A 14,676-nucleotide genomic window follows, 5' to 3' on the forward strand; every position below is an offset into this window, starting at 1 on the left:
CTAAGGGGAAGGTTGCAGGTTCGAACCCCGCCTGGGACACCACATTTCAAAGCCCCATTCCGGACAGTCCCGGTGGGGCTTTTTTGTGCCTTTCGTTTGGGGTTTCCAGCAATGTGAAAGTGATCTGGCTGAGTTGGTTTCTTTTTCAGCATCGCGCTCCGACAAACACATCAGGAATCTTCAGGCACCCACCCTCAGGGAACGCCACCCGTTGCCGATAACGTACTCGGTGACTTCAAAGTCGCGTGAAATTGCTTGATAGCATTTTGCCGCCAGCTATCATCGTCGCGCCCGAAATTGCCCTCACTTCAATTGCCTGGAAATCTTCGATGCTGTCGTATCACCAAAAGCGTTTTCTGATCGTCGATGATTTCTCGGATTTTCGCAGTTCGGTTCGCTCGATGCTGCGTGAGCTTGGGGTCAAGGACGTCGACACCGCCGACACCGGCGAGCAGGCGCTGAAGATGTGTGCGCAGAAATCCTACGATTTTATCCTGCAGGATTTCCATCTCGGCGACGGCAAGAAGAACGGTCAGCAGGTGCTTGAAGACCTGATGCTGGAAAAGCTCATCAGCCATGAAGCGGTGTTTGTCATGGTCACCGCCGAGACCAGTCAGGCGATGGTGCTCAGTGCGTTGGAGCATGAGCCGGACGCGTATCTGACCAAGCCGTTCAACCGTTCGGGTCTGGCGCAGCGACTGGAGCGTCTGGAGCAGCGCAAGACTTTGCTCAAACCGATTCTGCAGGCCCTCGACCGTGGCAAACCGGTTGAGGTGCTTAACGCCTGCATCGCGTTGTGCAAGCAGGACATTCGCTACTCGCCGTTGTGCCTGCGTTACCGCGCCGATGCGCTGCGCGATCTCAATCAGAACGAAGCGCTGGAGCGCCTCTACGACGGCATCATTGCTGACCGGCCTTTGCCGTGGGCGTTTGCCGGGTTGGGCAAACTGTTGTTCAAGCGCGGGCAGATTGCGCAGGCCAAAGGCGTTTACGAAAAAGCCCTGAAGGTGTTTCCGATGATGCCGTCGCTGTATGACGGCATGGCCGATGTGCTGGTGGCGGAGGGTGATACCAAAGGCGCGCAGCGGGTGCTTGAAGAGGCGATTCGCTTGTCGCCGCTGGCGGTGCGCCGGCAGGCCTTGCTCGGCAAACTGGCGATGACCAATGAAGATTTTGACACCGCCTCGCGGGCTTATCGGCAGGCCGTGGCGCAGGGCGCGCAGTCGCGTTTCAAGGATGCGGAAAGCAATCTCGGTCTGGCCCACGCGTTGATCAGCAAGGGCAGCGAGCGCGGTCTCGATACGCGCACACGACTCGAGATCAACACCACGCTCAGCGCCGTGGCCAAGGAAAACCCGAGCGACCCGGGCCTGCAAATTCGTGCGCGGTTGATGAAGGCCACCAGCCTGTTGCTCAACGATGCCGAAACCGCTGACAAACTCACCGAACAAGCGATGTTGCGTCTCGACGGCATGGAGCAATTCATGAGTCCTGAGGCCGCGCTGTTGGTGGCCAAACAACTGCAAATGCTCGGTCAGGCCGAGGCGGGCACTTCAATGCTCAAGAGCTGCGCGGAGATCTACGGCGATGATCCGGCGGTGATGAAAGACATCGCCAAGCTTACCGATGACCCGACTATCCTCAGTTCGAGCAACGCCGCTGCCGACCTCAACCGTCAGGGCGTGCGCGTGTACAAGACCGGCAATCTGGTGGAGGCCCGCGAGGTGTTCCGCAAGGCGCTGAAGTTGCAGCCGAAGAACATCAGTATTGCGCTGAACTTGGCCCAGTCGCTGCTGCACGGTACCGACACGTCGGTGCCGTCGGCGGAGCTGGAAGAATGTCGGGCCTGCCTGAAAATGGTCGGCCTGATGCCCGACACCGACGCGCGTCATGCGCGTTACCAGAAGCTGAAAAGCAAGGCGTTTGGCGAATGAACCACGACGAGCAAACACTGGATTTTTCCACGGTGATCGCCTCCACCGTACACGACATGAAGAACTCGCTGGCGATGCTCATGCAGGCCCACAGCCAATGGCTGGCGCGGTTGCCGCCAGCGCAGCGCGAGGGTTCTGAGCTGGGCGTGATCGACTTCGAGTTCGCTCACCTCAACGGCATGCTCGTGCAGTTGCTCGGGCTGTATAAGCTCGGTGTTAATCAGATGCCGTTGCAGCCGGCGTATCACGAACTCGACGACTTCATCGAGGCGCAACTGGCGGCGCATCAGGAAGTGTTCGCCAGTCGCGGGATCATCGCCACCTATGAAATTGATCCGCTGTGTCCGCTGGGTTTCTTCGACCGTGAACTGATTGCTTCGGTGCTCGGCAACTGCATCAACAATGCGATCCGCTATGCCCGCGAGTCGTTGCTGATTACTGTCAGCGACGAGGCGGGGCAGTTGGTGCTGACCATCAATGATGACGGCGACGGTTACCCGGCCGAGATGCTCGAGCGTCAGGCCGATTACGTGCAGGGCATCAATCACAGCAGCGGCAGCACGGGATTGGGTCTGTATTTCGCCCACCGTATTGCCGCATTGCACCAACGCAACGGCGTCGAAGGACGCACCGAAATCAGCAACGGCGGCCCACTCGGTGGCGGCCTCTTCAGCCTCTTCCTCCCCTGAGACGTTCGACTGATCGTGACGGCAACGTTCTCCCCGTGTAGGAGCTGCCGAAGGCTGCGATCTTTTGATCTTGTTTCTAACGGCAACATCAAAAGATCGCAGCCTTCGGCAGCTCCTACAGAAGATCGGATATTTATTTGACGCTGCTTGATATTCCGAACAGGCGCAGCCTATTTTGTCCGGGTCGCCGTTCGCGGCTCGCACAACAACAAGGATTGCGTCATGACAACCGATGGCCAGCGCTCACTCGCACAGCGATTGACGGGCATTGATGAGATTGAATGTGTCACGCCGGATTTGAACGGCGTGCCGCGAGGCAAGGTGATGACCGCCGAGGGGTTCCTCGAAGGGCGGCGTTTGCAGATGGCGCGGGGTGTGCTGCTGCAATGCATCATGGGCGGTTACCCGGCGGCGAAGTTTTACGGCAGCGATGACGGTGACCTGGCGCTGGTGGCCGAACCGAGCATGATCCATCCGTTGCCATGGAGCGACGAACCGCGCGCATGGGCGATCTGCGATGCCGATGAGCTGACCGGCGAAAGCTCCAACCTGTCGACCCGTGGCCAGTTGAAGAAAGTCATCGCCCGTTATGCGGCGTTGGGCCTGGCGCCGGTGGTGGCGACCGAGCTGGAATTCTTTGTCTTCGCACCCAATACCGATCCGAATCAACCGTTCCGCCCACCCGTTGGTCTCGACGGTCGCCGCGAGGATGGGCAATCGGCGTTCAGCGTCAGTTCCAACAACGGTCTGCGGCCGTTCTTCAACGAAGTCTATAAATGCATGGCGGCCCTCGGTTTGCCGCGCGACACCTTTATGCATGAAATGGGCGTCAGCCAGTTTGAGATCAACTTGCTGCACGGTGATCCGCTGCTGCTGGCCGACCAGACCTTTCTGTTCAAACACTTGCTCAAAGAAGTCGCGCTCAAGCACGGCCTGACCGTGGTATGCATGGCCAAACCGCTGGCGCACACGCCGGGCAGTTCGATGCACATTCACCAAAGCATCGTCGAGATCGGCAGCGGCAAGAATGTGTTCAGCGACGAGAAGGGCCAGCCGACCGCAATGTTCCGCCACTTCATCGGCGGACAGCAGGCGGGCATGGCTGAATTCACCGCGCTGTTTGCGCCCAACGTGAACTCCTATCAGCGTCTGTGTCATCCATTTGCGTCGCCGAACAATGCCTGCTGGTCACATGACAATCGCGCCGCCGGTTTACGGATTCCCGCCAGCTCGCCGGTGGCCCGTCGCGTCGAAAACCGTTTGCCGGGCGCCGACGCCAACCCGTATCTGGCAATCGCCGCCAGCCTGGCCGCGGGCTTGCATGGCATCGAGCATGAGCTGGACCCGACCGAAGCGATTCAGGGCGAATTTGAAGTCCCGGACAATCTGTCGCTGCCGTGTACCTTGCATGCCGCACTCGAACGTCTGAAACGTAGCCAACTGGCCATGGAACTGTTCGGCAAGGAGTTCATCGAAGGCTACATCGCTTCGAAGACCATGGAGTTGACGAGTTTCTTTGATGAAATTACCCCCTGGGAACGGCGTGTTCTAGCAGCCCAGGCCTGACGAATTGTCGCCACCGGGCTATCGTTTGATAGCCCGGTACTTACTGCAAGGAGCCGCTCGGAACGCCGATGCGCCAAATCTGGAAATCCTTTCGAGCGCTGTATTTCGCCTCGCTGATGATGTTGATCGGCTCGGGCCTTTTGTCTACTTATCTGGCTTTGCGCCTGGCCGCCGACAATGTCGACGGGCTGTGGGTCGGTGCGCTGATGGCCTGCAACTATTTTGGTCTGGTGCTGGGCGGCAAGATCGGTCACCGCTTGATCGCCCGTGTTGGGCATATTCGGGCTTATTCGGCGTGCGCCGGGATCGTCGGTGCGGCGGTGCTCGGGCATGGTCTGGTGGACTGGCTGCCGGCGTGGCTGGTGCTGCGGACGATTGTCGGTCTGGGCATGATGTGCCAATACATGGTGATCGAGAGCTGGCTCAACGAGCAGGCCGATGCCAATCAGCGTGGGATGGTGTTCAGCGGTTACATGATCGCTTCGTATCTGGGGCTGGTGTTGGGTCAACTAATTCTGGTCATGCACCCTGGGCTGGGGCCGGAGCTGTTGATGTTGGTCGCGCTGTGTTTCGCCCTGTGCCTGGTGCCGGTGACGCTGACCCGACGGATTCACCCGGCGCCGCTGCATCCTGCGCCGATGGAACCGCGCTTCTTCATTAAACGTGTGCCGCAGTCGCTGAGTACGGTGCTGGGTGCCGGTTTGATCATCGGTGCGTTTTACGGTCTGGCGCCGTTGTATGCCTCGCAGCAAGGGCTCTCGACCGAGCAGGTCGGTCTGTTCATGGGTAGCTGCATTTTTGCCGGACTGCTGGTGCAGTGGCCGCTGGGCTGGTTGTCCGATCGCTATGATCGTGCTCTGCTGATTCGCTGCTTTGCCGGGTTCCTCGCGGTGGCGGCGCTGCCGTTGGCGATCATGCCGGAAGTGCCGCTGGAGGTGCTGTTTGTGGTCGGCTTCTTCTGCTCGCTGGTGCAGTTCTGTCTGTATCCGCTGGCGGTGGCGTTTTCCAATGACCACGTTGAGGGAGATCGCCGGGTTTCGCTGACGGCGATGCTGCTGGTGACGTACGGCGTCGGCGCGAGCATCGGGCCGTTGCTGGCGGGTGTGTTGATGAAGTTTCTCGGCAGCCAGAGTCTGTATGCGTTTTTCAGCTTCTTTGCGTTGGTGCTGGTGTGGCGAATTCGCCCGAAAGCCGTGACCAATCTGCACCAGGTTGATGACGCGCCGCTGCATCACGTGGCGATGCCGGACAGCATGTCGAGCTCACCGCTGGTGGCAGCGCTGGATCCACGGGTGGATGAACAGGTGGTGCAGGATCAGATGCAGACACCGGTCGAGCCTGAGCCGGAAGTGGAGCCTGAATCTGAGACTCCGCCGGAGCCAGTGGTGGAAACAGAGCTGGATGATGGCAGCGATAAACCGACGCCAGACATCAGCGGCGCCAGACCCTGACTCTGACTGCAATATTCACCTGTGGTGAACACAGATTTAATGATGAATGGATAACCCTGTGGTGAGTGAATTACTTGTGGCGAGGGGATTTATCCCCGCTGGGCTGCGAAGCAGCCCCAACCCCTGAATCCACATTCTTCCTGACACACCACATTGCATGGTTTTGCGACTGCTGCGCAGCCGGTCGGGGATAAATCCCCTCACCACAAGAGCTCACTCACCACAGATTCTTGGTTGAATTCTCACAGGCGAATAATTCACATAGGTGCAAGACCCTGAAGGGAAACACTTAACCTGTGGCGAGGGGATTCATCCCCGATGGGCTGCGAAGCAGCCCCAAACCCTGAATGTACATTCTTCCTGACACACCACATTGCATGGTTTTACGACTGCTGCGCAGCCGGTCGGGGATAAATCCCCTCACCACAAGAACTCACTCACCACAGATTCTTGGTTGAATTCTCACGGGCGAATAATTCACATAGGTGCAAGACCCTAAAGGGAAACACTTAACCTGTGGCGAGGGGATTCATCCCCGATGGGCTGCGAAGCAGCCCCAAACCCTGAATGTACATTCTTCCTGACACACCACATTGCATGGTTTTACGACTGCTGCGCAGCCGGTCGGGGATGAATCCCCTCACCACAAGAACTCACTCACCACAGATTCTTGGTTGAATTCTCACGGGCACAAAAAAGGGCAGTCCCGCCAAGGACTGCCCTTTTTATTCGCCGCTATAAATCACATAGGTGCAAGACCCTGAAGGGCAACACTTAACCTGTGGCGAGGGGATTCATCCCCGCTGGGCTGCGAAGCAGCCCCAAACCCTGAATGTACATTCTTCCTGACACACCACATTGCATGGTCTTACGACTGCTGCGCAGCCGGTCGGGGATAAATCCCCTCACCACAAGAACTCACTCACCACAGATTCTTGGTTGAATTCTCTCAGGCACAAAAAAGGGCAGTCCCGCCTAGGACTGCCCTTTTTTTATTTGCCGCAACGAATCACATATCGTCTTTATCGAAACGCCGTGCTTCACGCTGCAACTGATACACAAAGCGCTCAACGTTACGCGCCGCCTGGCCACTGATGTTGTGGAAGCGCAGACCCGCAAAGGTGATGTTGAGTTTTTCTTCGAAATGCAGATAACGCAGTTCAACCGAAGTCGGTTGATTGCCGAACAGTGGCGGGGCGATCAGGCGGTCGTAGACCTGGCCCAGTTGCAGGCGGTCAGTGATGTCGCCTTCAAAGCGCAGCTTGCAACCGGTGGCGGAGATGTCCAGCAGCTTGCCGCTGATCGGCGCCTTGAGTTTCTCGCCGCCGAGTTCGACGTTGACCAGATCGGTCAGTTTCAGCGCGGCGCGGAAAGCGTTGCGGCGCTGGTGGTAAACCACTTCGGTCGGCAGTTCGCCGGTGTAGAAGCGGTCGCCGTCGGCATCGACGATGTCCAGCGTGCCATTGCATTCCCAGGCGATGCGCACGCCTTCATGGAAACCCTCAACCTTGAACGGCTCGCCCGCCAGCAGAAAGCGTTCACCGTCACGTGGCACCATTTCATCTAGGTTAATCGAAGCGGTATCGCGGTCAACCTTGATCAGGTAGCTCTGGAAACGCTGGCTGCGCTCGTGAAAGGTGATGATCAGCGGATCATGGCTGTCTTGCAACTGACGCAGGTTGCTGGAGATTTCCAGAGGTGTGGTGAGCACCTTAGGAGGCTGCGGAGCATCATCCGCGCTGAGGGCGTTGGACACGGTTTATCAATCTCCAGACAAAATATGACGACTAGCCAGCATTTTGCCAGCATGTTTCGCGAGTTGATAGAGCTGGCGCATCAACGACTCATGCCTGGCTGAGCGGACGCGGCATCGCGGGTTTGGCAAACGTGCCGCTGGCGTCATACAACGCTGGCGCTTCGCCCCCGGTGAGGATCTTCAGTTGATTGCTGGTCGCGGCCTGTTGCATCAGGATCGACTGGCCGTTTTTGACGTTGGCCGCCTGACATTGGGCGATGAGATCGGTCAGGGCGTCGCCCTGAGTCAGCAGCTGCTGGCCAACGCTCGATTGCGCGGCCAGTTGCTCAAGACCTTGACGGTCTGGCGTCAGGTTGAGGCTGACGAGGATTTCGCTGCGCTTGCGGCCATGCTGTTCAAGCAGAATGATCAGTGCCTGTTTGGTTGCCAGAATCTCTTCGAGCAGCGGCATGTCGCGACCGTGCAAAGCGAGGGACTCGGTTTGCAATAACTCCAGCAATTGTTGAGCTGGAGCAAAGTCGTCGTTGATCAGTTGCAATAAATTAGTGTCGTGCATGGCTGGCCTTGGGTTTTAAGCGTCCAAAAGCCTCGCGCTGGCAAAAGCCTAGCGCTGGGCTTCGAAGTTGAGCAGTTTGCTGGCTACACGGTTGCTGTCGACTTTATAGCTGCCATCGGCAATCGCGGCTTTCAACTCGGCCACACGGGCTTTGTCGACAGCAGGCTGATCGCGCAGCTTGTCAGTGACCTTCTGCAACTGTTGAGCCTCATTGCTGAGGTGTACCGATTCCCCGCTTTTAGCGGTACTGGCCGTTTCGGCCTGGGTATTCAGCGGCGCGGAAGTGCCGTTTTCGGCGGTTTCCTTGGGCGCGCTGGTACGTGTACTGCCTGTCAGTGACGAGGAGCTGTTCAAACGGCTGAAATCGATGACCATGATAAAAACCTCTGGGAATTTGGACGCTTGCCATGTTTTCGGCCATCTCCTGGAAAACTTTAGGCACATTTAGCAATGAAAGCTGCATGCACCCGCGCGCGTCCTGCTGCGGCACAGTTTAGGGAACAGCCATGGCCAGCGCCAGTTTTCTCCTCGGTGTTTACATGGAAACTTCCACCTGTCCCGGCGCGATGATTTGCGCCTTGATCACCCGTTGCGAATTGAGGTTTTTCACTCGGATCTGTTCTTTCAAACCGCCATTGGACAGGGCTTCACCGGGCATGCGCACGGCGAGTGTGCCGCTGCGCGCGGTGATGACCACTTGATCACCTTTGCGCACGACTTCGGCCTGTTCCAGGTGGACTTGGGTAATCACCTGATCGGCGACCGTTGGTCGGGTCAATTTTTGCCCGATCGCTTCGTCTACCGAGGTCAGAAAACCTTGATTGATCTGACTGACATCGCGCTCGCGCAACGTCACGTCCTGAGGTTCGATAATCCCGGCGCGCCTGAGTGCTCGGGTGGTGGTGACAATCTCGCGAAACAGGCGGACTTGAGCGGGCACGAACACCGTCCAGGGCGAACTGCCTTCACAGCGAACCTTGACCGTCACCCGGCCCAAAGGACGGGGGGTGTTCTCCAGCGACGCTGTCAATTCCTTGTCGCACATCGGCATGCGCATACGCGGATCGAGCTGCTTGACTTCGATCTCGTAGCGGCCTTCGGTTTGACTGGTTGCCAAATAGTCTTCTACGGTGAACTCAAGAAAGCCCTGAGTGACGCCGATAAGCATGTCAGGCAAGGTAACCGAATCCGCAATGGCAGGGCTGCCAGCGAGCAAACAGCAGGCGGCAGACACCGCGCAAAGCCCTTTGCGAAGGGGAGAGGTCAGGTGTCGGAAAAATGTCGTTTGAGCGTTCATACGAGTTAAAAAGCAAGCGCCGTGCCGTTTAGCAATGAATGTGCGTCGCAACAACACTTGGCGTTGAGGTAGGAGTCTGGGCATGGCTGGTGTAATGGATTCGGTAAACCAGCGCACGCAACTGGTGGGGCAGAATCGCCTGGAGCTGTTGTTGTTCCGTCTCGACGGTCAGCAGCTCTACGGAATCAACGTGTTCAAGGTGCGGGAAGTGCTGCAATGCCCGTCGCTGACGTTGATGCCCAAGTCCAGTCCTGTCGTGTGCGGGGTGGCAAATATCCGGGGGGCGACCATTCCGATCCTTGATCTGGCGATGGCGACCGGCTCCGGCGCGTTGAAAGACAAGAACAACCCGTTCGTGATCATCACGGAGTACAACACCAAGACCCAGGGTTTCCTGGTGCGCTCGGTGGAGCGCATCGTCAATATGAACTGGGAAGAGATTCATCCGCCGCCCAAGGGCACGGGTCGCGATCATTACCTGACCGCTGTGACTCGGGTGGACAATCAGTTAGTCGAAATCATCGACGTCGAGAAAGTGCTGGCGGAAGTTGCGCCGACGCCGGAAGCGATTTCGGTGGGCGTGGTCGATGTCGAGACCCAGACCAAAGCGTTGTCGCTGCGGGTGCTGACGGTCGATGACTCGTCAGTGGCGCGCAAGCAGGTGTCGCGTTGTCTGCAAACGGTCGGCGTCGAAGTGGTGGCGCTCAACGACGGCAAACAGGCGCTGGATTACCTGCGCAAACTGGTCGATGAGGGCAAAAAGCCGGAAGAAGAGTTCCTGATGATGATCTCCGACATCGAGATGCCGGAGATGGACGGATACACTTTGACGGCCGAGATCCGCAGCGACCCACGCATGCAAAAGCTTCATATCATCCTGCATACTTCGTTGTCCGGGGTATTCAATCAGGCGATGGTCAAGAAAGTCGGCGCCGATGACTTTCTGGCCAAATTCCGCCCTGATGACCTGGCATCCCGGGTAGTCGACCGGATCAAAGCAGCAGATATCAGCTAGGAGCGCTTTGCTCCTGGCGGTCAACACGATTTAAGAGGCGGCATCATTGTCTACGGGTAATTTGGATTTCGAACAGTTCCGGGTCTTCCTGGAAAAAGCCTGTGGCATTTTGCTCGGTGAAAACAAGCAGTACCTGGTCTCGAGCCGTCTCAACAAACTGATGGAACAGCAAGGCATCAAATCCCTGGGTGAGCTGGTGCAGCGCATCCAGACCCAGCCGCGCAGCGGTTTGCGTGAGCAGGTGGTCGATGCCATGACGACCAACGAAACCCTGTGGTTTCGTGACACCTATCCGTTTGAAGTCTTGAAGAAAAAAGTCCTGCCCGAAGCGATCAAGGCCAGCCCTAACCAGCGTCTGCGGATCTGGTCGGCGGCGTGCTCGTCGGGTCAGGAACCGTATTCGCTGTCGATGTCGATCGATGAGTTCGAACGCACTAACCTCGGTCAGTTGAAGATGGGCGTGCAGATTGTTGCCACCGATCTGTCCGGCCTGATGCTCAACAACTGCAAGACCGGCGAGTACGACAGCCTGGCCATCGGTCGTGGTTTGTCGCCGGAACGTCTGCAGCGTTACTTCGATCCGAAAGGCCCGGGGCGCTGGGTGATCAAGGCGCCGATCAAAAGCCGCGTCGAGTTCCGCTCGTTCAACCTGCTCGACAGCTACGCCGCGCTGGGCAAGTTCGACATCGTGTTCTGCCGCAACGTGTTGATCTACTTTTCTGCCGAAGTGAAGAAAGACATCCTGTTGCGCATTCACAGCACGCTGAAGCCGGGCGGGTATTTGTTCCTTGGCGCATCGGAAGCGCTGAACGGTTTGCCGGATCATTACCAGATGGTGCAGTGCAGCCCGGGGATTATTTACCAGGCGAAATGATTGGCGAGTGGCAACACACGAACGGGAGTCCTCAGGGGCTCCCGTTTTTTTGTACCCGAAGAAACTCTCCCAGACACCAAAAAATCTGTAGGAGCAAGGCTTGCCCGCGAAGACGGTATGTCTGGTTAATTGATGTCGACTGGCTCGACGCCTTCGCGGGCAAGCCTTGCTCCTACAAAGCGCAGGTGTGTGGGGCGGCAAGCGGCAGAAAAGCGGCATCTGGCGGAAACCGCTTGCCGCTTTTCTGGCATTGCCGCTTTGCCGGCTGCCCGCAAAGCCCCGGTTTACGGGGTTTCTTCTGTTTGGCACGCGGCTTGCTAAAGCTCATGTACGAAAAACCGGTCACCTGAAGGTTCCCGACATGAGCATCAGCTTCGATAAAGCGCTCGGCATTCACGAAAAAGCATTGGGCTTCCGCGCCCAGCGTGCCGAAGTGCTGGCCAACAACATCGCCAACGCCGATACCCCGAACTACAAGGCGCGGGATCTGGACTTCTCGAAAGTGCTCGAAGCACAGACCCAGAAGAACGCCAACGGCACTATCGCCCTGAACATGACCAACAGCCGTCACATCGAAGCTGAAGGCCTGGGCAATGGCGACGAATCGCTGCTGTATCGCACGCCGATGCAACCTTCGATCGACCAGAACACCGTGGATGCGCAACTGGAACAGTCCAACTACGCGGAAAACGCCGTGGGCTTCCAGGCCAGCTTCACGCTGCTCAACAGCAAATTCAAAGGGCTGGTCTCAGCCCTGCGCGGAGAGTAATCCATGTCCCTGTCCAGCGTTTTCAACATTGCCGGCAGCGGCATGAGCGCACAAACCACGCGTCTGAACACCGTGGCGTCGAACATCGCCAACGCCGAAACCGTTTCCTCGAGCATCGACCAGACCTACCGCGCCCGTCACCCGGTGTTCGCCACCATGTTCCAGGGCGGCCAAAACGCTGGCAGCAACTCGCTGTTCCAGAGTCAGGACGCCGCGGGGCAGGGCGTGCAGGTACTCGGTGTGGTCGAAGACCAGAGCAACCTCGAAGCCCGTTACGAGCCGAACCATCCGGCGGCCGACGCCAAAGGCTACGTCTACTACCCGAACGTCAACGTGGTGGAAGAAATGGCTGACATGATTTCCGCGAGCCGTTCGTTCCAGACCAACGCCGAAATGATGAACACCGCCAAAACCATGATGCAGAAGGTACTGACCCTCGGTCAGTAATAAGGGGCGACTGCCATGAGCGTTACCGATACCACCAGCTCCCTGAGCATGAACGACATTCTGGCCAACTCGTCGAAGACGGCCAGCAGCAGCACCTCCGGCGGCATCGCTTCGGCGACCAACAGCGCCACCGGTGGCCAGGCGCTGGGCAAAGATGCGTTCCTGCAATTGCTGGTGACCCAGCTGAAAAACCAGAACCCGCTCGATCCGCAGGACAACAGTGCGTTCGTTGCACAGTTGGCGCAGTTCAGCAGTCTGGAAGGCATCACCACACTGAACAGCACCGTCAGCTCGCTGGCCGGCAACTACAACTCCTCGCAAGCGTTGCAGGCGTCGTCGCTGGTCGGTCGCAACGTGATCGTGCAGACCAACACCGCGCAGCTCGACGACCCGACCAAAGGCCTGACCGGTTCGGTCAGCGTGCCTTCGTCGATCGCCGGCGGCACCGTCACCATCACCGATAAAGACGGCAAGGCTGTTCGCACCATCGACCTGGGCAGTCGCGCGGCCGGCGATGCCAGCTTCACTTGGGACGGCAAGGATTCTTCCGGCACCGTGGTGCCGGTCGGTACTTACACCTTCAAGGCCAGCGCACCGATCAATGGCGCCGCAACGGATCTGGCCACTTACCTGCCGGCCACGGTCAACAGCGTGACCATCAGCCAGACCGGCGGCGAGCTGATGCTCAACCTGGCCGGCAAGGGCACCGTTGCCCTGTCCAAAGTACAAACCATTGGTATATAGAGCCGATTAACCCGGCACAAAGGAGTGGAATATGTCTTTCAATATCGGCCTTAGCGGTCTCTATGCAGCCAACAAACAACTGGACGTGACCGGCAACAACATCGCCAACGTTGCCACCGCCGGTTTCAAATCCTCGCGCGCAGAATTCGAAGACGTCTACTCGGCGACTCGTCTGGGCAGCGGCAGCAAAGTGATTGGTAACGGCGTGCGCCTGGCCAACGTTTCGCAGCAGTTCACCCAGGGTGACATCAGCAACACCGGTAACGTGCTCGACATGGGTATCAACGGTTCGGGCTTCTTCACCATGAGCAACAACGGTTCGGTGTCGTACACCCGTGCCGGTACGTTCAAGGTCGACAACGCCGGTTACATCACCAACACTGATTACACCTCGCGTCTGCAGGGTTACGGTGTGGATGCCAACGGCAAGATTCTCAACGGTGTGTTGACTGACCTGAAAATCGACACGTCGAATCTGGCACCGAAATCGACTTCGTCGGTGACCTCGACCATCAACCTGAACTCGTCGGCACCGGTGATCGTTGATACCGGCGCCAACGCGGTGAAGTTCGATCCGTCGAAAGCCGAGACGTACACCAAGTCGTTCAGCACACCGATCTATGACACCCAGGGTAACTCCCACGTCATGGATCAGTACGTGGTGAAGACCAGCGACAACACCTGGAAGGTTTACACCCTGGTTGACGGCCGTAACCCGGACGCGACCGGCAGTGATCCAACCCTGACGGCGCCGACGGCTTCGACGTTGTCGTTCGACAGCTCGGGCAAGTTGACTCAGGTGAGCACACCGAATCCGGCGGATCCTGCAAATCCGATTATCAGCAGCGACTTGACGCTGAGTAACTGGAAGCCAGGCACTGTGACCAATGGTGTGTTTACGCCTAACGGTGCGGCAGCGAACCCGGCGGGTGTGACCATTTCGATGGCCAAGACTACTCAGTACAACGCTGATACTGCGCGTTCGATTCCGACTCAGGATGGTTATGCCACCGGGCAGATCACTAACCTGACGATTGATGGCACCGGTACCTTGTTCGCCAACTTCAGTAACAATCAGAGCAAGGCGATTGGGCAGGTGGCGTTGGCCAGTTTCACTAACGAGCAGGGTTTGCAGGCCGTTGGTGGTACTAGCTGGAAGGAGACGTTTGCTTCGGGTATTCCGGGGTACGATGCGCCGGAGACCGGGACTTTGGGTTCGATCGCGTCGAACTCGCTGGAGGAGTCGAACGTTAACCTGACGAATGAGTTGGTTGATTTGATCAAGGGTCAGAGTAACTATCAGGCGAATGCGAAGACGATTTCTACGCAGAGCACGATTATGCAGACCATTATTCAGATGACCTGATTTTGGGTTTTGCTGTTTGAGAAGAGCCCCTCTTTTTTGAGGGGCTTTTTTTGGGTTTGGGTTTATATCCGTTGCTGCGGGGGTGGCTGATTATGGTTCCGCCCTTACGGCGGGTCACTTTTGGCAAACGCCCCAAAAGTAACCAAAAGGTCTGTGCCCTGACGTCCGGCCCTCGCTAAGGCTCGGGTTCCTTCGCTCCGGGTTCATCCGGG

The 14,676-nt window shown here is 57.8% G+C and carries 14 protein-coding genes; 10 read left to right on the top strand and 4 right to left on the bottom strand.

Annotated features, from left to right (window positions below; all coding sequences use genetic code 11):
* The first annotated feature begins 329 nt into the window (after positions 1–329).
* The 4 genes from QMX93_RS19045 (at position 330) to QMX93_RS19060 (ending at position 5,640) form a co-directional block, all read left to right on the top strand.
* Positions 330–1,934 carry a tetratricopeptide repeat-containing response regulator gene (locus QMX93_RS19045; RefSeq protein WP_159812709.1) on the top strand — a complete coding sequence of 535 codons (1,605 nt, stop codon included), beginning with the start codon at positions 330–332 and terminating at the stop codon, positions 1,932–1,934.
* Positions 1,931–2,623, top strand: coding sequence for a HAMP domain-containing sensor histidine kinase (locus QMX93_RS19050; RefSeq protein ID WP_053122838.1), 693 nt, complete (start codon positions 1,931–1,933; stop codon positions 2,621–2,623). The genes QMX93_RS19045 and QMX93_RS19050 overlap by 4 nt, the downstream gene beginning before the upstream one ends.
* A 324-nt stretch (positions 2,624–2,947) precedes the next feature.
* Positions 2,948–4,189, top strand: a complete 1,242-nt coding sequence (locus tag QMX93_RS19055) for a glutamine synthetase family protein (protein ID WP_282357645.1) — start codon at positions 2,948–2,950, stop codon at positions 4,187–4,189.
* Between the two features lie 68 nt (positions 4,190–4,257).
* Complete coding sequence (locus QMX93_RS19060) at positions 4,258–5,640, top strand: MFS transporter (protein ID WP_282357640.1); 1,383 nt, start codon at positions 4,258–4,260, stop codon at positions 5,638–5,640.
* A 1,009-nt stretch (positions 5,641–6,649) separates the two neighbouring features.
* Here QMX93_RS19060 and QMX93_RS19065 read toward each other — a convergent pair.
* From QMX93_RS19065 to flgA, 4 genes are all read right to left on the bottom strand, one after another.
* A complete protein-coding gene (locus QMX93_RS19065; RefSeq protein WP_282357641.1) occupies positions 6,650–7,396 on the bottom strand; it encodes a flagellar brake protein in 747 nt (248 codons plus the stop codon).
* 88 nt (positions 7,397–7,484) lie between these two features.
* On the bottom strand, positions 7,485–7,952 hold the full coding sequence (locus QMX93_RS19070; RefSeq protein ID WP_053122830.1) for a flagellar protein FlgN: 468 nt from the start codon (positions 7,950–7,952) through the stop codon (positions 7,485–7,487).
* Positions 7,953–8,000: 48 nt separating this feature from the next.
* Positions 8,001–8,327 (bottom strand): flagellar biosynthesis anti-sigma factor FlgM, encoded by a 327-nt coding sequence (flgM, locus tag QMX93_RS19075; RefSeq protein WP_053122828.1) that lies wholly within the window; start codon positions 8,325–8,327, stop codon positions 8,001–8,003.
* Between the two features lie 160 nt (positions 8,328–8,487).
* Positions 8,488–9,249, bottom strand: a complete 762-nt coding sequence (flgA, locus tag QMX93_RS19080; protein ID WP_082341472.1) for a flagellar basal body P-ring formation chaperone FlgA — start codon at positions 9,247–9,249, stop codon at positions 8,488–8,490.
* Between the two features lie 82 nt (positions 9,250–9,331).
* Here flgA and QMX93_RS19085 point away from each other — a divergent pair, with 82 nt between their 5' ends.
* From QMX93_RS19085 to flgE, 6 genes are all read left to right on the top strand, one after another.
* Positions 9,332–10,264, top strand: coding sequence for a chemotaxis protein CheV (locus QMX93_RS19085; protein ID WP_159812703.1), 933 nt, complete (start codon positions 9,332–9,334; stop codon positions 10,262–10,264).
* Between the two features lie 46 nt (positions 10,265–10,310).
* Positions 10,311–11,138 (top strand): protein-glutamate O-methyltransferase CheR, encoded by an 828-nt coding sequence (gene cheR, locus QMX93_RS19090; protein WP_053122821.1) that lies wholly within the window; start codon positions 10,311–10,313, stop codon positions 11,136–11,138.
* Positions 11,139–11,499: 361 nt separating this feature from the next.
* Positions 11,500–11,907 carry a flagellar basal body rod protein FlgB gene (flgB, locus tag QMX93_RS19095; RefSeq protein ID WP_053122819.1) on the top strand — a complete coding sequence of 136 codons (408 nt, stop codon included), beginning with the start codon at positions 11,500–11,502 and terminating at the stop codon, positions 11,905–11,907.
* A 3-nt stretch (positions 11,908–11,910) separates the two neighbouring features.
* Positions 11,911–12,354, top strand: a complete 444-nt coding sequence (gene flgC / locus QMX93_RS19100; protein ID WP_053122816.1) for a flagellar basal body rod protein FlgC — start codon at positions 11,911–11,913, stop codon at positions 12,352–12,354.
* Positions 12,355–12,369: 15 nt separating this feature from the next.
* On the top strand, positions 12,370–13,098 hold the full coding sequence (gene flgD, locus QMX93_RS19105; protein WP_282357642.1) for a flagellar hook assembly protein FlgD: 729 nt from the start codon (positions 12,370–12,372) through the stop codon (positions 13,096–13,098).
* 31 nt (positions 13,099–13,129) lie between these two features.
* Positions 13,130–14,464: a flagellar hook protein FlgE gene (gene flgE / locus QMX93_RS19110; protein WP_159812701.1), complete on the top strand. Its 1,335-nt coding sequence runs from the start codon at positions 13,130–13,132 to the stop codon at positions 14,462–14,464.
* The last annotated feature ends 212 nt before the right edge of the window (positions 14,465–14,676 follow it).

This window comes from Pseudomonas sp. PS01303 (assembly GCF_029959385.1).
GTDB lineage: Bacteria > Pseudomonadota > Gammaproteobacteria > Pseudomonadales > Pseudomonadaceae > Aquipseudomonas > Aquipseudomonas rustica.

Bases quoted from the DNA above. Each gene is read 5' to 3' on its own strand.
- flgA (WP_082341472.1), bottom strand. From the start codon at position 9,249: ATGAACGCTCAAACGACATTTTTCCGACACCTGACCTCTCCCCTTCGC.
- flgC (WP_053122816.1), top strand. From the start codon at position 11,911: ATGTCCCTGTCCAGCGTTTTCAACATTGCCGGCAGCGGCATGAGCGCA.
- QMX93_RS19050 (WP_053122838.1), top strand. From the start codon at position 1,931: ATGAACCACGACGAGCAAACACTGGATTTTTCCACGGTGATCGCCTCC.
- QMX93_RS19060 (WP_282357640.1), top strand. From the start codon at position 4,258: ATGCGCCAAATCTGGAAATCCTTTCGAGCGCTGTATTTCGCCTCGCTG.
- QMX93_RS19045 (WP_159812709.1), top strand. From the start codon at position 330: ATGCTGTCGTATCACCAAAAGCGTTTTCTGATCGTCGATGATTTCTCG.
- flgD (WP_282357642.1), top strand. From the start codon at position 12,370: ATGAGCGTTACCGATACCACCAGCTCCCTGAGCATGAACGACATTCTG.
- QMX93_RS19055 (WP_282357645.1), top strand. From the start codon at position 2,948: ATGACCGCCGAGGGGTTCCTCGAAGGGCGGCGTTTGCAGATGGCGCGG.
- QMX93_RS19070 (WP_053122830.1), bottom strand. From the start codon at position 7,952: ATGCACGACACTAATTTATTGCAACTGATCAACGACGACTTTGCTCCA.
- flgM (WP_053122828.1), bottom strand. From the start codon at position 8,327: ATGGTCATCGATTTCAGCCGTTTGAACAGCTCCTCGTCACTGACAGGC.
- flgB (WP_053122819.1), top strand. From the start codon at position 11,500: ATGAGCATCAGCTTCGATAAAGCGCTCGGCATTCACGAAAAAGCATTG.
- QMX93_RS19085 (WP_159812703.1), top strand. From the start codon at position 9,332: ATGGCTGGTGTAATGGATTCGGTAAACCAGCGCACGCAACTGGTGGGG.
- flgE (WP_159812701.1), top strand. From the start codon at position 13,130: ATGTCTTTCAATATCGGCCTTAGCGGTCTCTATGCAGCCAACAAACAA.